Source organism: Advenella faeciporci, assembly GCF_014652395.1.
GTDB classification, from domain to species: domain Bacteria; phylum Pseudomonadota; class Gammaproteobacteria; order Burkholderiales; family Burkholderiaceae_B; genus Advenella; species Advenella faeciporci.
The window spans coordinates 169777-189362 of the sequence record NZ_BMYS01000002.1 but is presented as its reverse complement, the minus strand read 5'-3'; the positions used below and the strand labels follow the sequence as shown (position 1 = coordinate 189362).

Sequence of the window (19586 nt, the reverse complement as noted above, 5' to 3'; positions counted from 1 at the left end):
ACTATTTCTGCGTTGGTTTTTATAAAGCTGCCGGTTTGTTCAATTCAGGCGACGTGTGGTTTCAGTGTCAAACCAATGGAGCGCATGATTTCCATCAGGGGCTATATGAATAACTTGGCCTGGCTTTAAATGTGCCTGTTCTTGCGCATTTCCATGAATGTTTTGCCGGATAACAATATTTGTCTGTCCTATCAAGCCATGAATCAGTTGTTCGGATCCCAGTATTTCAACCATTTCAATGCTAACCGGTATGCCGGTATCCTGAAGTTGGCAATTTTCAGGTCTGAAGCCCATGATGGCCTGTGTTTTTTCTTCTAGTGAGTCCGGGATCTGGTTGCGATTGATGGGTAAGACAACACCATCTGCCGTTGTTATTTTTCCGTCATGACTCATCGTGACGTTAAGCAGATTCATGGGGGGAGAGCCAATGAAACTGGCAACAAAGGTCGAGGCAGGACGTTCGAATACTTCCATGGGGGTACCGATTTGTTCTGCAATGCCTTTGTTCATGACAATCATGCGCTGCGCCAAGGTCATGGCTTCCACCTGGTCGTGAGTGACATATAAGCTGGTGGTTTCAAGGCGGCGGTGCAGCTTTTGTATTTCAAGCCGCATCTGTACACGTAACTTGGCATCCAGGTTGGAAAGCGGTTCATCAAACAGGAAAACCTTTGGCTCGCGCACAATAGCCCTGCCCATGGCAACCCGCTGACGCTGGCCTCCTGATAACTGCTTCGGACGACGGTCAAGCAAATGGGAAAGTTCAAGCGTTTCTGCTGTTTGCCGGACCCGTTCCCTGATTTGTTCTTTCGTCATTTTACGTATTTTCAGGCCATAGGCCATATTGTCAAATACCGACATATGCGGGTAAAGCGCATAGTTCTGGAACACCATGGCAATATCCCGCTGTGCAGGTTCAAGATGGTTGATGCTTTGTGCATCTATCTGGATATCGCCTTCGGTAACGGTCTCCAGGCCTGCCACCATGCGCATCAGGGTTGATTTTCCGCAGCCTGAAGGGCCTACGATAACAATAAACTCTCCATCTTTGATATCCATGCTGATACCGTGAATAACTGCGACATTGCCCGGATAGGTTTTTTTGACATTTTTAAAGCTAAGTGTTGCCATGGTGAATAATCCTTATTTATTTTTCCGAGTCTACCAAGCCTTTGACAAACCATTTTTGCATGAGTACAACCACCAGTCCCGGAGGGACCATGGCGAGCAGGGCGGTTGCCATGACCAGGTTCCATTCGGTTACGCTGTCACCACCCCCAATCATGGTTTTAATACCCACCACAATTGGTGTCATATCTTCAGATGTTTTCATCACCAGTGGCCATAAGTATTGGTTCCAGCCATAGGTGAACTGAATCACGAAAAGGGCGGCAATACTGGTTTTGGATAAGGGAAACAGAATGTCCTTGAAAAAGCGGATGGGGCCTGCTCCATCAATACGGGCGGCCTCTACCAGCTCATCAGGGACTGTAAGAAAAAATTGCCTGAATAGAAATGTGGCGGTTGCGGAGGCAATAAGTGGCAAGGTAAGTCCTGCGTATGAGTTGGTCAGTCCTAAGCCGGCAACTACTTCGAAGGTGGGGGAAATACGCACTTCTACTGGGAGCATCAGGGTGATGAAAATCATCCAGAAACAAAGCATTCTAAAAGGGAAACGAAAATACACCACGGCAAACGCCGATAACATGGAAATGCTGATTTTGCCAATAGAGATGATCATGGCAATAGCAAAAGACACCCAGAGCATATTGCCAACCGGGGTGGTTTGCACAGAGCTGCCCGTAAAGAGTACCTGGGTGTAGTTCTCGATAAAGTGTGTGCCAGGAAGCAGGGAAATAGGCGCATTGGCCACTTCACGGGCTGTTTGGGTAGAAGCAACAAATGCGACGTAAAGCGGGAAGGCAACAATGAGCAAACCCAAAACCAGGATCAGGTGAGCCAGAAGATCAAGCCAGGGGCGACGTTCAATCATGATGAATTCCTTTATTGGGCTTGATTAGTATTGCACCTTGCGGTCAACGTATCGAAATTGAACGATCGTCAGCAAAATGACAATAAACATAAGAATGACGGATTGTGCGCCGGAAGAGCCATAATCAAATGATTTGAAAGCCGTTTTATAGACGTTGTAGACTAAAATGTTGGTTGAGCTGCCAGGGCCGCCTTGTGTGGTAGTGTCAATAATGGCGAAGGTTTCAAAAAAAGCGTAAACCATGTTAATGACCAGTAGAAAAAAGGTCGTTGGTGATAATAGTGGGAAAACAATTGTCCAGAAGCGGCGGGCAGGTGAGGCGCCATCAATGGCGGCTGCCTCAATGAGGGATCTGGGAATGGATTGCAGGCCAGCCAGGAAGAACAGGAAATTGTAGGAAATCTGCTTCCAAACAGCAGCCATGACGACCAGGGCCATTGCATCAGTAGAGTCCAGTCGTGGGTTCCAGTCCAGGCCCATATGAGTCAGGTAAACAGCCAATGTGCCTACGGCAGGCGAAAACAGGAATGCCCAAAGTACACCCACTACTGCAGGTGCTACGGCATAGGGCCAGATCAGCATGGTTTTGTACAGCATGGCCCCTTTAATAACCCGATCGGCCATAACGGCCAGCAGCAGTGAAACAGATAAACCGGTAACGGCAACCGCTATTGAAAAAACAAAGGTGACTTTAAATGAGTCAAAGTAATAAGGGTTGTTGAAAAGAGCCGTGTAGTTGTCGAGACCTACAAATTGCTGGTCTCCGCCAAAAGCGGATTCTATGAAAAATGATTGCCAAATCGCCTGTCCGGCAGGCAGGAAAAAGAATATCACCGTAATCAGAAGTTGGGGCGCAAGCAGGAGATAGGGCAATAACTTATGATTGAAAACGACACGTTTTTCCATTATGCCTCTTGATCTTGGTATTTAAAGGAGTGAAAAACAGCGAGCATACATATTTTACTTGCTCGCTGTTTACGCAGGTAAGCGCAGATTACTTATTGCTGTTTTCGAAACGCTGCAACAGTTCATTGGCGCGTTTCTGCATGTTTTCCAGGCCTTCTTCAACAGAGACTTTCTGGGCAAAGATGTTTTCCATCTCGGCGTCCTGGATATCGCGGATTTGCGGCAGGAAGCCCAGGCGAACACCGCGGGATTCATTGGTGGTTTCTACGTTCAACTGAATGAAAGGAACATCGGTACCCGGATTCTTGTCATAGAAACCCGAAGCCTTGGTAAGCTCATAGGCGGCTTTGACCACAGGAACATATCCGGTGTCCTGGTGCCACTTGGCAGCCACTTCAGGAGATGCGATATATTGGAAGAATTCGGTAATGCCTTTATTGACTTCGGGAGATTTATTGTTGAAAACCCACAATGAAGCACCACCAATGACGCTGTTTTGTGGCGCACCAGGAACGTCATCATAGTAAGGCAAGGTGGAAATGCCAAATTTGAATGGCGCATTTTTACTGAAGTTGGCGCGTGAACCACTTGAACCTGTAAACATGGCGCATTTACCTGAAGAAAACAGGGCGTTGGCGGCATCACCACGTCCACCATAAGTAAATGTACCGTCTTTGGCCATTTGGTTCAGGAAAGTGAAATGTTTGACAAAGCCGTTTTTAGTGAGTTCTATACGGGCATCAAGGCCATCGAAACCGTTGTTTTTGCTTGCATAGGGCAAGTTATGCAGGGCAGAGAAATTTTCAATTAATACCCATGACGGCCAGGCGGTTGTATAACCACATTCAATACCCGCTTCCTTGAGTTTTTTGGCCGCTTCATTTATTTGGGCATAAGTTTTTGGGGGAGAGTTGGGATCAAGACCTGCTTTTTCAAACATGTCCTTGTTGTAATAGAATACCGGTGTGGAGCTGTTAAAAGGCATGGAAGCCAATTTGCCGTTTGGTTCGGAGTAATAACCTGCAATGCCGGGCACGAAGTTTTTCGGGTCAATCGGGTTGCCCACCTCTTCAGACATTTCCTGGATGGGTTTGATAGCGCCTTTGGAAAACATCATGGTGGCCGTACCTACCTCGAAGACTTGTATAATGTCCGGTGCCTGGCCGGCACGGTATGCCGCAATGCCTGCATTCATGGATTCGCCGTAGGCACCTTTGTAGGTGGGCTTGATTTTGTAGTCGGATTGCTTTTGATTGAAATTATCGACGATTTCATTAACCCGTTCGCCAAGAGGACCTTCCATAGAGTGCCAGAAAGTGATTTCTGTCGCGGCGTGGGTGCTGAAGCTGGTCAGGGCAAAAATACTGCCCAGGATCATTGCAGATTTCTTGATTTGCATGTTACTTTCTCCGGTTATTTAATAACTGCATTCTTTTGGAATAGTTACTTCAGAAGTAAAGCAAAGATAATATGACTCGTTTATTACAATATGGTGAATTTATAACCAATACAGAAGTTTTGCAAGCCTTATAAAATCACACTAAAATGGCAGGATTGTTAAATCCTTCCTGAATTGGTAATAAAATCACAGCATCTTTCTTATGTCCGGTTAGCGTTTGGTTCAGATTTGATACCTTTTTAAACCGGTCTTTTCTCATAAAGTAAATTTTCTCCATGAAACAAAATACCAAAATCGCCTTTATAGGCGGAGGCAATATGGCCATGGCCATGGCCAGTGGCATGATTGGCACTGTTTGCCAGGCGAAAGACATTCTGGTAATTGATATCAACACGGCAGGCCATGAGCGCTGGCTTGGTAAAGGTGTTAAGGCAAGCAGTCAGGTAACCAAGGAACTTGCGCAGTGCAACATATGGATTTACGCGGTTAAGCCACAAAACATGCATGAAGCCATTGAAAGCAGCAAAATCCATTTGCGTCAAGGTACCCTGGTTATCAGCATTGCCGCGGGACTGAATACGCAATCCCTTTGTGGGTGGCTGGGTTCTCCGGCCAAGCCCTGGCCCGGCCTTGTTCGGGTTATGCCCAATACACCTGCTTTAATTGGCAAAGGGGTTACGGGTATGTATGCAATGCCATCACTGGATGAAAAAGACGTGTTGCTTGCAGAACAAATTATGTCCTCAATTGGTTCGGTTGTCCGGGTTCAGGAGGAAAACCTGTTGGATGGCGTCACGGCTCTTTCAGGAAGTGGTCCGGCCTATGTGTTCCTGTTAATAGAGGCCCTGGTGGATGGCGCCAGGGCTTTGGGGCTTGATAACAATCAGGCCAAGAAGCTGGCGATTGAAACTATCCTGGGTTCTGCCGCGCTTGCCGCAGTTTCAGACCAGGAACCCGCTACCTTGCGTGAAAACGTGACCTCAAAAGGAGGCACCACTGCTGCGGCACTGGCGGTGTTTGAACAGCACAAATTCAGGGAGACGGTTAAACAGGCCATGCAAGCCGCCTCTGACAGGGCTGTTGAAATGTCCAGGGAATTGGGTAAATCCTAATGAATAAAAACGGTTATTTTGATCAAATATCGTCTTTGCAGGCTTTGCTTTCCATTGCGCTCATGTGTCTTATCGTGGTTGCTTCCAATGTACTGGTCCAACCACAATTTCATATTAATGAATGGCTTACCTGGGGAGCATTAACGTATCCGGTTTCTTTTCTGGTTACTGATTTGCTTAACCGGCGTTTTGGTCCGCAGGTGGCCAGAAAAATAGTGCTGGTGGGTTTTGTGGCTGCCATTATTGCTTCATATCTACTGGCTGATGCCCGCATTGCGATTGCTTCTGGCACTGCCTTTTTGTTTGCGCAGCTTGGAGACATTTTCATTTTTGACAAAATGCGTTTGTTAAGCTGGTGGAAGGCTCCCTTCATAGCGGGTGCCTTGGCATCGGTCATTGACACTTTTCTCTTCTTCGGCCTTGCGTTTGCCGGTACTGCTGTACCCTGGGTTTCACTGGCACTGGGTGATATGGTGGTGAAACTGCTGGTTAGCATATGTTTACTGCTGCCATTCAGAATGCTCATGTGGAATATTGGCAAGCCTAAAAACTGTACGATTTAATGTTTTTCTAATGGTTTTCAGGACTTTACCCGGAAACGGATTTTGTCTATCCTTCTGGGAATCCCTTTTATTGGTATAACGAGAAAAAAATGCAAGAGTTCTTACCTCAGTTTATCCAGCAGCTGTTTAACGGCTTGTCGCTGGGTGCCATTTATGCATTAATTGCAATTGGCTACACCATGGTGTACGGCATCATAGGCATGATCAACTTTGCCCATGGTGAAATTTACATGATTGGTGGGTATGTTGGCCTGGTGACGTTATCTGCCATTGGCGTCAATAGTGGTGTTCCTGTTCCCATTACCATTCTTTGCATGGTCCTGATTGCGGTGGCGGTAACGGCGGTTTATGGTTACTCGGTAGAAAGAATCGCCTATCGGCCAGTACGGGGTGGGCCAAGGCTGGTCGCGCTTATTACGGCAATTGGCATGTCCATATTTTTGCAGAACTGGGTGGCCATTGGTCAGGGTTCTCGTGATATGGCCGTTCCCAGTCTCATTCCGGGTGCCTTGCAGTTTACCGTTGGCGCCTCGGACTTTACGGTAACGGTCACTTACGCCAGATTGCTTATTATCACCGTGGTTTTCTTTCTCATGGTTGGCCTGACTTTTTACATCAAGAACTCAAAAATGGGTAGGGCTTCGCGTGCCTGTTCCCAGGATATGCACATGGCGAATCTGTTGGGTATTGATACCAACAAAGTCATTTCCTTTACTTTTATTCTGGGGGCCATGCTGGCAGCTGTTGGGGGGGTTCTTATTGCCCTTACCATTGGCAAGCTTAATCCTTTTATCGGATTTATTGCTGGCATCAAAGCATTTACGGCAGCTGTGCTGGGTGGAATTGGCAGCATACCCGGCGCCATCCTGGGTGGATTTTTATTAGGTGTGGCCGAAACCATGGCCGCGGCTTATTTGTCTTCCCAATACAAAGATATTGTTGCCTTTGGCCTGCTGATTTTCATTTTGCTGTTCAGGCCCAGTGGTTTGTTGGGTAAACCCGAAGTGGAAAAAGTGTAATGAAAAATATAAAAAGTGCATTTTTTGCAGCCCTTTTAACAGGTATCATGATTGTCCCCATTTTCGGGCTTCAGCTTGAACGAAAGGGCATCAACACCGAGATCATTCCGCACTGGAGCATTGTGCTGTGGGGGGTGGTCATGGTGTTCGTGGTTCAATTATTAAAACCTTACATATTCAAAAAAAGACCAGGCGTTCGTTTTAACCTGCCCAGAGTCCCCTCACTTAACCCAAAATCCAGTACCCTGTTGATGGGTCTGGTTTTTGTTGTGGCCGTTATATGGCCATTTTTCAGTGGCCGCAGTCAAGTGGATATTGCCACGCTGGTGCTTATTTACGTCATGCTTGCGCTTGGCCTTAACATTGTTGTTGGTTTTGCCGGCTTGCTGGATTTGGGTTTCGTAGGGTTTTATGCTGTTGGCGCTTACACTTATGCCTTGCTGTATCATTGGGCAGGCTGGGGCTTCTGGGAGGCTTTACCTGTCGCCGGGATCATGTCGGCTTTTTTCGGTTTCCTGCTGGGCTTTCCGGTCTTGCGTCTGCGGGGTGATTACCTGGCAATTGTTACGCTGGGGTTTGGTGAAATTATCCGCCTGTTATTAATTAATCTGTACGGATTTACCGGTGGTCCCGATGGTATTTCGGGTATACCAAAGCCAACCGTATTTGGGTATGAAATGACACGCAAGGCCTCTGTGGAAGGCGCGCAAACCTTTCATCAGTTAATGGGCTGGAAGTTCAGTACGATGGATGTGATTATTTACCTGTACCTGATGGCACTGGTATTGGCCTTTGTTACGCTTATTGTGTCCAATAGGCTGGTTCGCATGCCAATAGGTCGGGCCTGGGAAGCCTTGCGGGAAGATGAAATTGCCTGTCGCTCATTGGGCTTGAATCCTACCCGAATCAAGCTGTCAGCTTTTACCCTGGGTGCGACTTTTGCCGGTCTGGGTGGTGCGTTTTTTGCGGCCCGTCAGGGTCTTGTCAACCCCGAGTCATTCACCTTTATTGAGTCTGCGCTTATTTTGGCAATTGTGGTGTTGGGCGGAATGGGTTCGCAAATAGGTGTCATTCTGGCGGCCATTATATTAACCGTATTGCCAGAATTGGCGCGTCAATTTGCCGAGTACAGGATGTTGATTTTTGGTTTGGTCATGGTGTTAATGATGGTATGGCGCCCGCAAGGCTTGCTGCCGGTAAAACGTCCGCAAGTGGAGATTCCCAATGAGTGAAAAAATATTAAGCGTTAATGGCTTGATGATGCAGTTTGGCGGGTTGCTGGCAGTTGATTCAGTAAGTTTTGATGTAAGCAAAAATGAGATTTTTGCCATTATTGGCCCTAACGGAGCCGGTAAAACCACCGTTTTTAATTGTGTCAGCGGTTTTTATAAACCTACGGCTGGTAGCATCACGCTTAATGGCAAGGCAATTGCCGGTTATCCAAGCCATAAGGTTGCCCGGCATGGTCTGGTCCGCACTTTCCAGAATGTGCGTCTGTTCAAGCATCTTACGGTTCTGGAAAACCTGCTGGTGGCACAACATACACAAATCAAATCCAGCCTGTTACCGGGTTTGCTCAATTTGCCTTCTTATCGCCGTTCCGAAAGGCAAGCATTAAATAATGCGGTCAAGTGGCTGGATTTCATGGGTTTGCGTCAATTTGCCAACCGTGAGGCCGGTAATTTAGCCTATGGGCACCAGCGTCGCCTTGAAATTGCGCGCTGCATGATTACCAACCCTCGTTTGCTTTTACTTGATGAACCTGCCGCTGGATTGAATCCGCAAGAGAAAAAAGATCTGGCAGATTTAATTAATCAGTTACGCAATGATTTTGATATGTCTGTTCTTTTAATTGAACATGATATGAGTTTGATCATGGGTATTTCCGACCGCATTCTGGTCATGGAGCATGGTAAACCTATTGTGACCGATAAACCCGAGATCGTTAGAGCCGATCCGCGTGTTATTAAAGCCTATCTGGGAGAAGAATAAGTGTTAAAACTGGAAAGGGTGAGTACTTTTTACGGTGCAATCCAGGCCTTGGATGAAGTAAGTGTTGAGGTCAATCAGGGCGAAATCGTCACCTTGATTGGGGCAAATGGCGCCGGTAAAACAACTTTGCTTATGACGGTCTGCGGTAATCCACGAGCCAGAAGTGGTTCTATTACCTTTCTTGATGAGGATATTACCAACGAATCCACACATAAAATCATGCAAAAGGGCATTGCCATCTCACCTGAAGGCAGGCGTGTTTTTCCTGACATGACAGTTGTTGAGAACCTGAAAATGGGTGGTTTTTATCTTAAACCCCAGGAAATTGAAGAGGGGTTGGATCATGTCTTTAAGTTGTTTCCCCGGCTTAAGGAGCGTGCCAATCAGCGTTCCGGGACTATGTCGGGAGGAGAGCAGCAAATGCTCGCTATTGGTCGGGCATTAATGAGTAAACCACGATTATTGCTCCTTGATGAGCCTACGCTGGGTTTGGCACCCTTGATTATTGCCCAGATTTTTGAAATTATCAGAACTATCCGTGATGAAGGTGTGACCGTTTTCCTGGTGGAGCAAAATGCCAACAAGGCTTTGCAGCTTGCTGACCGGGGGTATGTACTGGAAACTGGCAAGGTGGTCCTTTCCGATACAGGTGCCAACCTGTTGGTTAACGATGATGTACGTAAGGCTTATTTGGGGCATTAATTTAAATGCACGACTGAAAAAAAACCTGCTTGCCCGATAAGGTAAGCAGGTTTTTATCAGGAAAATCAACTGGCTACACTATTCTTTGGGTTGGGGTTTGTTCAAGACAAGTCCCTCATCATCGTTAGCCTGATCACCATTGTAGTTTGTCCGGTTGCTATCGGTAGACATTCTGCTGTTTTCGATATTTTCATCGCTTTCCTCATGTCCATCCAGGGAATGACCCAGAGACAAGGTGACATTGCCTGATTTTTCTTTGGCAATTCTATAGGCAGGTCTTTCTTGCACCGCACTCAGAAAGGATTGAATGTTTTGCATCTCTGCGGTAATGCAGCCACGGGCTTCGGCCAGCTCTAATGGGTAGCACATCTGAATGTCTGCGGCAGTAAACTGGCTGCCACAGAACCAGCCATGTTGGCCTAATTCACTATCAATGAAATTAAGTTTTTTTTCAATTTCCGGAAGGACATTTGCATGGATGCTGCCATTAACGGCCTTCTTGAGAATGGAACGGGCAAAAAATGGCACGCGTGTAGTACCCAATTTCAGCAAGGCCTGATGCTTGGACAATGCAGGCATGAGTGAGCCTTCGGCAAAATGCATCCACAGGGAGTATTGGTTGTAATCGGCAGAGGCGACGGGTGGGCGTAACCCACTGCGATCATAGTGGTTAAGCAGGTATTCGATAATTGCGCCAGATTCAATCAGGGTTAAGCCATTATCATCAAGTACGGGCGCAACGCCCAGTTGATGGATGTCCTGCAGTGACGTTTCCGCTTCTGATGTTTCCGTGTTTCTGCGGTGATGCTTTATTTGGTATGAAAGCCCCAACTCTTCCAAAAGCCAGACGATACGAAAAGATCTTGAAGACTCCAGGAGATGAATAGTGATCATAATAGACTCCGGTTTAGAAAGTTAAGAGGACGATGGCAGGATATCGCGGATTTTATCAATTATCATTTCTGGCTCTTCACTGTCTGAAGCCAGAAACTGGACTTTTCCATTGGCATCAAAGATGTATATTCCGCGTGCATGCATGACTTCGTAATTATTGGGATCGCTGCCTGGTTGGGGTTTTTCTATTTGGTAAGCGACACGATAGCGACGTGCAATATCAGCAATTTGTTTTTCGGTGCCGGTCAGGCCAATGGCGCCATTATCAAAGGCGTCAACGTAAGCCTGTAAAACTTCAGGCGTATCCCGATGCGGGTCTACGCTAAGAAAGATAATCTGGATATTGTTGGCATGTTCGCCAAGCATGCTTTTGACTGCCGATAACTGCGCCATAGTGGTGGGGCAGATGTCTGGGCAGCTGGCATACCCAAAAAACAAAAGCACAACTTTACCCTTGACGTCATTCTCTGTAATAGTCTTGTCTTGTGCACCGTTTAAACTGAATTTCAAATCAGGCAGGCGGCCTGTGATTTTATAAATCACGCTTGGCTTGGCTTGTGACTGTTCCTGCGCCAAGGCAGGAACAGAATGCAGCAAGGCAAGCGCCAAGACTGATGAAAGCAGGGTTTTCTTGATCATTATGCTGGATACCAAAATTATATCAGGCTGCTTCAGTCATGCCGCAATGCCGTAACAGCGCTTCGGGGCTAGGCTCGCGACCACGGAACGCTTTGAAGGATTCTGCCGCAGGACGGGAACCGCCAACAGCCAGGATTTCCTGCCTGAATTTATTGCCGATGACGGGATTAAGCGTACCATTATTGTCAAGGGCGTTTTCTTCAAACAGTCCATAGGCGTCAGATGAAAGCACCTCTGCCCATTTATAGCTGTAATAACCGGCCCCATAGCCGCCTGCAAACAAGTGGGAAAAATTATGCGGGAAACGGTGCCATGCGGGAGGTATGATAACGGCCACTTCTTTACGCACTTCATTAAGCAGCGAAAGCACATCGGCAATAGAGGTTTGACGGGTACGTTGATGCAAAAGCATGTCAAACAGGGCAAATTCTATCTGGCGTACGGTTTGCATGCCACTTTGATAGTTTTTTGCTGCCAGCATTTTCTGGTATAAAGATTCGGGCAAAGGTTCCTGGGTTTCCCAGTGACCTGACAGCTTTTGCAGGACAGACCATTCCCAGCAGAAGTTTTCCATGAATTGGGATGGCAATTCTATGGCATCCCATTCAACGCTTGCGAATGGAGAGGCTGCTGGCTCATCAACTTTGGAAAGCAGCGCATGCAGGGCATGACCCGACTCATGAAACAGGGTGATGACGTCATCATGAGTAAGCAAGGCGGGTTTATTGTCTTGTGGTGGAGGGAAATTGCAGGTCAAATAAACCACCGGGGTCTGCAGATTCTCGCCATGCAAGTGGCGGGTTCGCTCGCTATCTACCCATGCTCCACTTTGTTTGCCTGCACGGGCATAAAGATCGGTATACAAATAACCAATAAGTTCGTTGTTTTCCTTGACGGCATAGGTGGCTACGCTTTCGTGCCAGACAGGCGCCTTGAATGGAACAAGCTCAACATTGAACAGGGTGCCAATAACATAAAATAGTCCATCCAACACTCTGGGCTCTGGCAGATACTGTTTAACTTCTTCATCAGAGTAAGCATAACGGGACTTGCGCAGTTGTTCTGAGACATAGGCATAATCCCAGGGTTGCAGTTCATTCAGGCCCAATGACTGGCTGGCAAATTGCTTAAGTGCTTCCACGTCTTTTTCCGCGAAGGGTTTGGCTTTTGAGGCCAGATTACGCAGGAAGTCCACAACCTGGGCGGAATTGTCAGCCATGCGGGTTTCAAGTCGCATTTGGGCAAAATCCCCATAGCCCAGCAAGTGGGCTTCTTCAGTTCTAAGTGCCAGCAGTTTTTCTATATTTGAAGAGTTGTCGTATTGGGGGGCACCTTGCTCTGAGGCAATAGTGGCGTAACCACGATAGAGTTTTTCACGCAAGCCCTGGCTTTTGGCATATTGCATGACAGGCAGGTATGACGGCATTTTAAGCGTGAATTTCCAGCCGTCTTTGTTTTCTGCCTGAGCGGTTTGTCTGGCCGCATTAATGGCGTCTTGTGGCAAACCATCCAGTTCTTTTTCATCGGTTACGATAAATTCCCATGAATCAACGGCATCCAGGGAGTTTTCTGAGAATTTTTGTGAGGTTAATGCGATTTGTTCACTGATTTGGGCATATCGTTCTTTGTTTTCACCCTCAAGCTCTACGCCACTAAGCCGGAAATTGCGCAGCGCCAGTTCAATGATGCGTTTGCGGGTAGGGGTGAAGCTATTGAATGCGTCGCTTTTTGAAATTTTCAGGTATTGCTGGTACAGGTCTTTGTTAAGGCCGATCCAGGTTGAAAACTCGGTCATTTTGGGTAGCATTTCATTATATGCATCACGTAATTCAGGTGTGTTAACAACCGAATTCAAATGACCGGCCACCGACCATGCCCGCCACAAGCGGGCAGTGTCAGATTCCAAAGGCTCTATGAATGAATCCCAGGTTGGCTCTTTTACCCTTTCAACAATTTCATTAATGGCAAGACGGGTGTCGTCCAGCAGGCTGTTCAATGCCGGCGCCAGGTGTGAGGGCTGAATGGCGCTGTAATCAATGAGTTCGGATAAGGGGGCTAATAAGGGATTGCTATTCATGGACTCTTCTAAATTAAAGTTTACGTTCTGCTGCTTCGATGGTGTTCACCAGCAGCATGACAATGGTCATGGGGCCAACGCCGCCGGGTACAGGGGTAATTGCACCGGCAACCTCTTTGGCAGAAGAAAATTCTACATCGCCCTTGAGTTTACCATCTGAACCACGGTTAATGCCGACATCAATGACAATGGCACCCGGTTTGATCATGTCACCGGTAATCATTTCTGCGCGACCGGTTGCCACCACCAGGACATCGGCTCGTCGGGTATGTGCTGCCAGGTCTTTGGTTTTTGAGTTGCAGATAGTTACGGTGGCGCCTGCTTTTTGCAATAACAGCGCCATGGGTTTGCCAACAATGTTACTGGCACCTATTACGACTGCTTCAGCGCCACGAAGTTCAACCTTTTCCGATTCAAGCATTTTCATGACACCATAAGGAGTGCACGGAATGAACAGGGGACGCCCAGTCATTAGGGCACCGGCATTGCTGATGTGGAATCCATCAACGTCTTTTTCAGGGCTTATGGTTTCAATCACCTTGTTGGCATCAAGGTTGGCAGGCAAGGGCAGTTGAACCAGAATGCCGTGAACGGATGGATCGTTATTAAGTTCGCGAATCCGGTTGCAGAGCGCTTCTTCGCTTAGGCTTGCCGGGTATTGCTCTACCGAAGAGTTAAGGCCAAGCTTGGTGAATGTATTGGCCTTGTTCCTGACATAAACCTGGGAAGCCGGGTCATCACCAACCAGAATCACGGTAAGGCCTGGAATAATATCCTTTTCCTTAAGTGCGTTGATGCGATCAGCCAGATTCAGTTTGATTGTTTCGGCGAGTTTTTTTCCGTCAATAATGCGAGCAGTCATTCAAATGTCCTTGCGATTTAATTACTTTGCCAATGCCACTTTCATTAAGTCAGCGACAGTGGTTACTTCGAGTTTTTCCATAATATTTGCCCGGTGGGCTTCTACGGTTTTAATGCTGATATTCAGGTCATCGGCAATTTGTTTGTTAAGCCTGCCGGCGACAATACGACCCAGTACTTGCTGTTCCCGTGAGGTAAGACGGGCAAGCAGTGCCTGATGATTTTTTTGCTGTTCCGCAATGGAAGCCTTGTCTTGTGCCTGCAACACCATGTGGGCAATGACTTCACGCAAATCGGCTTCATTGAACGGTTTTTCAAGAAAATCGACAGCACCTTTCTTCATGGTTGAAACAGCCATTGGAACATCACCGTGGCCGGTGATGAAGACAATTGGAAGTGGGGCATTGCGCTTGATCAGTTCTTCCTGCAGCTCCAGTCCCGTCATGCCAGGCATGCGCACGTCTGCAATCAGAACGCTTACTATCGATGAGTCATAGCTTTCAAGGAATTGTTCCCCGCTTTCAAAAGCCTGAACCTGATAGCCATTGGCCTCGAGTAACCAGCGTAACGAATCTCTGACTGCCTCGTCATCATCGACGATAAAAATTGTGCAATTATCTGTTGTCATAGTTTTGTCCTTTAATCATTGTTCTTGGTGTTGCTCTTTTGGAGCACAGGGTAGTAAAAAGCGGAATATGGTTCCGCCTTCGGGGTTTGCTTCAGCCCAGAGCCTTCCATGGTGAGATTCAATAATTGTTCTGCAAATATTAAGTCCCATACCTAGCCCCTCTGATTTTGTGCTGAAGAATGGTTCAAATAAACGCTCGGGTTCTTTCAGGCCGTGACCACGGTCAACCACCCGGACCTCAATTTGTTTGTCATGCAGGTAGGCGTTTACGTAAAGGGTGTCGGCTTCGCTATTAGCCATGGCCTCGAGGCCGTTTTTCACCAGATTAAGCAATACTTGCTCAATAAGAATCGGATCCGCCAGAACATTCGGCAGGTCTTCAGGGACATTGGCCTCGATTTTGATTCTGCGCTTGCGGGCATCAATGTCGGCAAGGTCCAGCGTGTTATCGATGATTTTGGCAACAGGCGTGCTTTGACGGCGTGGTTCGCTTCGTTTGACAAACTCACGGATGCGACTGATGATTTTTCCGGCGCGTTCAGCCTGACTGGCTGACTTTTCAAGGGCGGACAGGAGTTTTTCCTGCGAGATGTTGCCCGATTTAATCATGGCTACAATAGCCATGTTGTAGTTGGCTATGGCAGTCAGGGGCTGATTGAGCTCATGCGCAAGGGAAGAGGCCATTTCGCCCATGGTGGTTAACCGGCTGGTAAGCTGGATTTTTTCCTGCTGGATACGTGAGTCTTCTTCGTGCTTGCGCCTTTCGGTAATATCCCGGGCAACCTGCATGCGTACTTTTCTGCCATCAGTCCAGATGAGCATGCGGTGATGCACTTCAAACCAGCAGTCTGCCGAGGGAGCATACTGCTCTATGGTTACGCCGCTGAATCGACCGCGACGTCCGCCCATAAGTTCGCTGTGACCGTTGGGTTGGGAACCAAAAAGACGGCGGTAGGTACGGTTTGCAAATAAAAGCTCAAGCCCAGCTGGTGTATCTGCCACAACCGAAATGGCGTCATCAAGCCCTTCAAGTACGGTCATGAAGCGTTCATGGGCGGCAGTCAGGGCTTCCCTAACCCGCTTTGGCTCTGTAATGTCAGTCATTGAGGTCATCCAGCCGATTTGCTCTCCGTTGGGGTCCCGCAAGGGAGATACATACATGCGCGAGGTAAACCGTGAACCATCGCGTCGCTGTGCTTCAACTTCCAGTCCGGTGCTGGGGGTTTTGCCTGACATGAGAATATCCAGAATTCGCTGGTGTTCGTCATACTTTCCGGGCACCCAATAGGGATAAGGAATGCTTTTTCCCAACAGATCGGCTTCATTCCATCCCATCATTCGGCAGAAAGCGGGATTCACATAGGCAATCCGACCTTGCATATCCAGAACACGCATACCCGTTGACATGGAGTTTTCCATGGCCCGCCGAAAGCTGGTTTCTGCCAGCAGGGCGGCTTCTGCATTGGAACGAAACCGTGTGTAACGCCATAAAGCCAACAAGCTGATGATGATAATGAAAGAAAGCGCCATGACAAAGAACATCAGGCGTTCCTGCTTGGTTTCTTCATCTACGGTGACAAACATGACACTTTCTTTGTGTATTTGCTGTAGCCAGAAAAAGCCGGTCATGACTAGCAAATACAAGACAAGCACAAATACGGGTGTAATCCAATAAAGGCCTTTTTTAGTTATTTTCGCATTGTCGTAAAACGACGAAGCAAGTAGGGATTTATTGGGCAAGTCAGACATTGGTGTTACAAAAAACTCTTTAAGGTAAATGGGTATTGTAATTGAGACATTTACCTATGATACTGGTTTTGCTTCACCAGGTAAAATTTTAATGTTGTCGTAAAAAACCTTTTTATTTTTCATAATGTGAAAACATATATCATTATATAAAATTTAGCTTGTGTGAATGCTGGCTGTCTCATAGAATAGAGATCGCATTATTAATATTTGGCCACAGAATATGTTGGTGGTATGCATTGCCGTATTCTGCTTTTAAGGTACAGTGTGCTTTAATTGGAGCAGAACAACATTAGAAAATAAGTGATTTGCAGACAGCAAATCTTAACAGGAGAAAACGATGTCATCGCCTGATCTCAAACAACAAATTGCACAAATCGCTGATGTTGATGCAGTTGAAACGCAAGAATGGCTTGAGGCGCTTGAAGCCGTTCTGGACCGCGAAGGTCCGGAAAGAGCGCACTTTATACTGGAAAAACTGATTGATTTGGCCCGTCGTTCAGGATCGAACATCCCGTTTTCCCCACATACCGCTTATGTAAATACCATTCCTCCCGGACTGGAACCGCCAAATCCGGGCAACCTGGCCCTTGAAGAACGAATCCGTTCGTACGTACGCTGGAACGCGATGGCCATGGTGGTAAAGGCCAACAGCCATGAGCCCGTTGATGGTGGTGATCTGGGTGGCCACATTGCCTCGTTTGCTTCCCTTGCCACGATGATTGGGTGTGGCCAGAACCATTTCTGGCATGGTGAAACTGCCGATCGTGGTGGTGACCTGGTGTACTTCCAGGGACATTCCTCACCGGGCGTTTACGGTAGGGCTTATCTTGAAGGTCGCCTCACTGAAGAGCAACTGGATAATTTTCGTCAGGAAGTGGGTGGCAAGGGTTTGTCTTCATATCCCCACCCCAAATTAATGCCCAATTTCTGGCAGTTCCCAACGGTATCAATGGGTCTTGGTCCGTTAATGGCCATCTATCAGGCACGTTTCCTTAAATATTTACATGCGCGCGGTATTGCAGATACCAGCAATCGCAAGGTATGGGTGTTTTGTGGTGATGGCGAAATGGATGAACCGGAATCCCTGGGTGCCATCAGTCTGGCTGCCCGTGAAAAACTGGATAACCTTATTTTTGTGATCAACTGCAACCTGCAGCGTCTTGACGGCCCTGTGCGCGGTAATGGCAAAATCATCCAGGAACTGGAAGGAGATTTCCGCGGCAGTGGCTGGAATGTCATCAAGCTGATTTGGGGCGGTTATTGGGACCCGTTGCTGGCCCGTGATAAAGAAGGTATTTTGCGTCGTGTCATGGAAGAAACCGTTGATGGAGAATACCAGGCGTATAAAGCCAATGACGGTGCCTATGTGCGTGAACATTTCTTTGGCAAGCATCCCAAATTGCTGGATATGGTCAGCCGTATGAGCGATCAGGAGATCTGGCGCCTTAATCGTGGTGGCCATGATCCCAACAAGGTGTATGCCGCCTTTGATGCTGCGGTTAAAACCAAAGGTCAACCAACCGTTATTCTGGCCAAAACCATTAAAGGATACGGCCTGGGTCACGTTGCGCAAGGTAAAAACCCTGCTCACCAGCAGAAAAAACTGGATCTCGATTCCATTCGCGAATTCCGTGATCGTTTCAATATTCCCATCCCAGATGAAAAATTGGCCGATTTGCCATATTTCAAACCTTCTGAAGATTCGGCAGAAATGAAATATCTTAGGGAGCAGCGCCAGAAACTGGGTGGTTATTTACCAGCCCGAAGAGCGGTGGCAGAAGAAAAACTGAAAGTGCCCGATCTGGATAAATTCAACACAATCCTTGAGCCAACGGCAGAGGGACGTGAAATTTCAACCACACAGGCATTTGTACGTTTCTTAAACCAGCTACTCCGGGACAAGAATATTAGTGACCGTATTGTGCCTATCCTGGCTGATGAGTCACGCACTTTTGGTATGGAAGGCTTATTCCGCCAGATTGGTATTTATGCGCCTGAAGGACAAAAATATACTCCTGTCGACAAAAACCAGGTGATGTATTACAAGGAAACTGCCAACGGTCAGTTATTGCAGGAAGGGATTAACGAAGCGGGTGCTTTTGCATCATGGATTGCAGCGGCAACTTCATATTCCACCAATAACCGCATCATGATTCCATTCTTCATTTATTACTCGATGTTTGGATTCCAGCGGATTGGCGATCTTGCCTGGGCTGCCGGCGACATGCAGGCTCGTGGTTTCCTGTTAGGCGGAACGGCTGGCCGCACCACATTGAATGGTGAAGGTTTGCAGCACGAAGACGGACATAGTCATATCCTGTCTTCCACGATCCCCAATTGTGTTTCTTATGATCCTGCTTTTGCACATGAGCTGGTTGTCATAATGCAAGACGGCCTGAAACGCATGGTTGAGAATCAGGAAAACGTTTTCTATTACCTGACGGTAATGAACGAGAATTATGCCCAACCAGGTCTGCATGTTGGTGATGAAGAAGGCATTATCAAGGGTATTTACAAGTTCCGTTCTGCTGATAAGGGTGAGCTTCGCGTACAGTTGCTGGGTTCAGGGACAATCTTGCTTGAAGTGCTTGAAGCGCAGAAACTGCTTGCGCAGGATTGGGACATTGGCTCTGACGTATGGAGCGTTACCAGCTTTACAGAACTGCGTCGTGACGGCCTGGATTGCAATCGTTATAACTTGCTTAATCCAACCGCCAAAAAACAAAAAGTTCCTTATGTTACTGCCAAACTGCAAGAATCAGTAGGTCCGATTATCGCTTCTACTGATTACATGAAGCTGTTTGCTGATCAGATCCGTGAGTTTATTCCTGCTGGTCGTGATTATAAAGTGCTGGGTACCGACGGTTTTGGTCGCTCAGACTTCCGCTTCAAGCTAAGAGAGCACTTTGAGGTTGATCGCCATTTCGTGGTTTTGGCGGCATTGAAAGCACTTGCTGACGAAGGTAAGATTCCTGCTTCAAAACTTGCCGAAGCCATTAAAAAGTATGATGTCAATCCCGCTAAATCCAACCCACATCACGCATAAGGTTTT

General features: G+C 47.3%; 17 protein-coding genes. 7 read left to right on the top strand and 10 right to left on the bottom strand.

All coding sequences use genetic code 11. The features are described from left to right. Positions 1–39 precede the first annotated feature (39 nt). The 4 genes from IE074_RS02705 to ugpB form a co-directional block, all read right to left on the bottom strand. Positions 40–1131, bottom strand: a complete 1092-nt coding sequence (locus tag IE074_RS02705) for a sn-glycerol-3-phosphate import ATP-binding protein UgpC (RefSeq protein WP_189383904.1) — start codon at positions 1129–1131, stop codon at positions 40–42. Between the two features lie 16 nt (positions 1132–1147). Further along, on the bottom strand, positions 1148–1993 hold the full coding sequence (gene ugpE, locus IE074_RS02700; protein WP_189383903.1) for a sn-glycerol-3-phosphate ABC transporter permease UgpE: 846 nt from the start codon (positions 1991–1993) through the stop codon (positions 1148–1150). Between the two features lie 24 nt (positions 1994–2017). Beyond that, positions 2018–2899, bottom strand: a complete 882-nt coding sequence (ugpA, locus tag IE074_RS02695) for a sn-glycerol-3-phosphate ABC transporter permease UgpA (RefSeq protein WP_189383902.1) — start codon at positions 2897–2899, stop codon at positions 2018–2020. An 88-nt stretch (positions 2900–2987) separates the two neighbouring features. Continuing rightward, positions 2988–4298 carry a sn-glycerol-3-phosphate ABC transporter substrate-binding protein UgpB gene (ugpB, locus tag IE074_RS02690; RefSeq protein WP_189383901.1) on the bottom strand — a complete coding sequence of 437 codons (1311 nt, stop codon included), beginning with the start codon at positions 4296–4298 and terminating at the stop codon, positions 2988–2990. Positions 4299–4573: 275 nt separating this feature from the next. Here ugpB and proC point away from each other — a divergent pair, with 275 nt between their 5' ends. From proC to IE074_RS02660, 6 genes are all read left to right on the top strand, one after another. Then, entirely contained in the window at positions 4574–5410 is an 837-nt protein-coding gene (gene proC, locus IE074_RS02685; RefSeq protein ID WP_189383900.1) for a pyrroline-5-carboxylate reductase, read from the top strand. Continuing rightward, positions 5410–5973 carry a queuosine precursor transporter gene (locus IE074_RS02680; RefSeq protein ID WP_189383899.1) on the top strand — a complete coding sequence of 188 codons (564 nt, stop codon included), beginning with the start codon at positions 5410–5412 and terminating at the stop codon, positions 5971–5973. Before proC ends, IE074_RS02680 begins: the two co-directional genes overlap by 1 nt. 89 nt (positions 5974–6062) lie before the next feature. Then, positions 6063–6992: a high-affinity branched-chain amino acid ABC transporter permease LivH gene (gene livH, locus IE074_RS02675; protein WP_189383898.1), complete on the top strand. Its 930-nt coding sequence runs from the start codon at positions 6063–6065 to the stop codon at positions 6990–6992. Beyond that, entirely contained in the window at positions 6992–8224 is a 1233-nt protein-coding gene (locus IE074_RS02670; RefSeq protein WP_189383897.1) for a high-affinity branched-chain amino acid ABC transporter permease LivM, read from the top strand. The genes livH and IE074_RS02670 overlap by 1 nt, the downstream gene beginning before the upstream one ends. Then, positions 8217–8984 carry a high-affinity branched-chain amino acid ABC transporter ATP-binding protein LivG gene (gene livG / locus IE074_RS02665; protein ID WP_189383896.1) on the top strand — a complete coding sequence of 256 codons (768 nt, stop codon included), beginning with the start codon at positions 8217–8219 and terminating at the stop codon, positions 8982–8984. The genes IE074_RS02670 and livG overlap by 8 nt, the downstream gene beginning before the upstream one ends. After that, positions 8985–9686 (top strand): ABC transporter ATP-binding protein, encoded by a 702-nt coding sequence (locus IE074_RS02660; protein WP_189383895.1) that lies wholly within the window; start codon positions 8985–8987, stop codon positions 9684–9686. A gap of 78 nt (positions 9687–9764) precedes the next feature. Here the strand turns inward: IE074_RS02660 and IE074_RS02655 are convergent, their stop codons facing one another. Genes IE074_RS02655 through IE074_RS02630 form a run of 6 tightly spaced genes read right to left on the bottom strand, consistent with a single transcriptional unit; the run spans position 9765 to position 16534 of the window. After that, positions 9765–10580, bottom strand: a complete 816-nt coding sequence (locus IE074_RS02655; protein ID WP_189383894.1) for a glutathione S-transferase family protein — start codon at positions 10578–10580, stop codon at positions 9765–9767. 21 nt (positions 10581–10601) lie between these two features. Continuing rightward, on the bottom strand, positions 10602–11219 hold the full coding sequence (locus IE074_RS02650) for an SCO family protein (protein WP_189383893.1): 618 nt from the start codon (positions 11217–11219) through the stop codon (positions 10602–10604). Positions 11220–11241: 22 nt separating this feature from the next. Then, complete coding sequence (locus tag IE074_RS02645; RefSeq protein WP_189383892.1) at positions 11242–13296, bottom strand: M3 family metallopeptidase; 2055 nt, start codon at positions 13294–13296, stop codon at positions 11242–11244. Positions 13297–13309: 13 nt separating this feature from the next. Continuing rightward, positions 13310–14158 carry a bifunctional methylenetetrahydrofolate dehydrogenase/methenyltetrahydrofolate cyclohydrolase FolD gene (gene folD, locus IE074_RS02640; RefSeq protein ID WP_189383891.1) on the bottom strand — a complete coding sequence of 283 codons (849 nt, stop codon included), beginning with the start codon at positions 14156–14158 and terminating at the stop codon, positions 13310–13312. A 21-nt stretch (positions 14159–14179) separates the two neighbouring features. Next, positions 14180–14785 (bottom strand): response regulator transcription factor, encoded by a 606-nt coding sequence (locus IE074_RS02635; protein ID WP_189383890.1) that lies wholly within the window; start codon positions 14783–14785, stop codon positions 14180–14182. A gap of 15 nt (positions 14786–14800) precedes the next feature. Beyond that, positions 14801–16534: a PAS domain-containing sensor histidine kinase gene (locus IE074_RS02630; protein WP_189383889.1), complete on the bottom strand. Its 1734-nt coding sequence runs from the start codon at positions 16532–16534 to the stop codon at positions 14801–14803. Between the two features lie 337 nt (positions 16535–16871). On the opposite strand from IE074_RS02630, the gene aceE reads away from it, so the two are divergent. After that, the gene (aceE, locus tag IE074_RS02625; RefSeq protein WP_189383888.1) at positions 16872–19580 is read left to right on the top strand and encodes a pyruvate dehydrogenase (acetyl-transferring), homodimeric type; all 2709 of its coding nucleotides are present in this window, start codon (positions 16872–16874) and stop codon (positions 19578–19580) included. Positions 19581–19586: the final 6 nt, after the last annotated feature.

Coding starts and splice junctions, on each gene's coding strand:
- IE074_RS02670 (WP_189383897.1), top strand. CDS start 6,992: ATGAAAAATATAAAAAGTGCATTTTTTGCAGCCCTTTTAACAGGTATC.
- IE074_RS02705 (WP_189383904.1), bottom strand. CDS start 1,131: ATGGCAACACTTAGCTTTAAAAATGTCAAAAAAACCTATCCGGGCAAT.
- folD (WP_189383891.1), bottom strand. CDS start 14,158: ATGACTGCTCGCATTATTGACGGAAAAAAACTCGCCGAAACAATCAAA.
- IE074_RS02635 (WP_189383890.1), bottom strand. CDS start 14,785: ATGACAACAGATAATTGCACAATTTTTATCGTCGATGATGACGAGGCA.
- IE074_RS02650 (WP_189383893.1), bottom strand. CDS start 11,219: ATGATCAAGAAAACCCTGCTTTCATCAGTCTTGGCGCTTGCCTTGCTG.
- ugpA (WP_189383902.1), bottom strand. CDS start 2,899: ATGGAAAAACGTGTCGTTTTCAATCATAAGTTATTGCCCTATCTCCTG.
- ugpE (WP_189383903.1), bottom strand. CDS start 1,993: ATGATTGAACGTCGCCCCTGGCTTGATCTTCTGGCTCACCTGATCCTG.
- IE074_RS02655 (WP_189383894.1), bottom strand. CDS start 10,580: ATGATCACTATTCATCTCCTGGAGTCTTCAAGATCTTTTCGTATCGTC.
- ugpB (WP_189383901.1), bottom strand. CDS start 4,298: ATGCAAATCAAGAAATCTGCAATGATCCTGGGCAGTATTTTTGCCCTG.
- IE074_RS02680 (WP_189383899.1), top strand. CDS start 5,410: ATGAATAAAAACGGTTATTTTGATCAAATATCGTCTTTGCAGGCTTTG.
- IE074_RS02630 (WP_189383889.1), bottom strand. CDS start 16,534: ATGTCTGACTTGCCCAATAAATCCCTACTTGCTTCGTCGTTTTACGAC.
- proC (WP_189383900.1), top strand. CDS start 4,574: ATGAAACAAAATACCAAAATCGCCTTTATAGGCGGAGGCAATATGGCC.
- aceE (WP_189383888.1), top strand. CDS start 16,872: ATGTCATCGCCTGATCTCAAACAACAAATTGCACAAATCGCTGATGTT.
- livH (WP_189383898.1), top strand. CDS start 6,063: ATGCAAGAGTTCTTACCTCAGTTTATCCAGCAGCTGTTTAACGGCTTG.
- IE074_RS02645 (WP_189383892.1), bottom strand. CDS start 13,296: ATGAATAGCAATCCCTTATTAGCCCCCTTATCCGAACTCATTGATTAC.
- livG (WP_189383896.1), top strand. CDS start 8,217: ATGAGTGAAAAAATATTAAGCGTTAATGGCTTGATGATGCAGTTTGGC.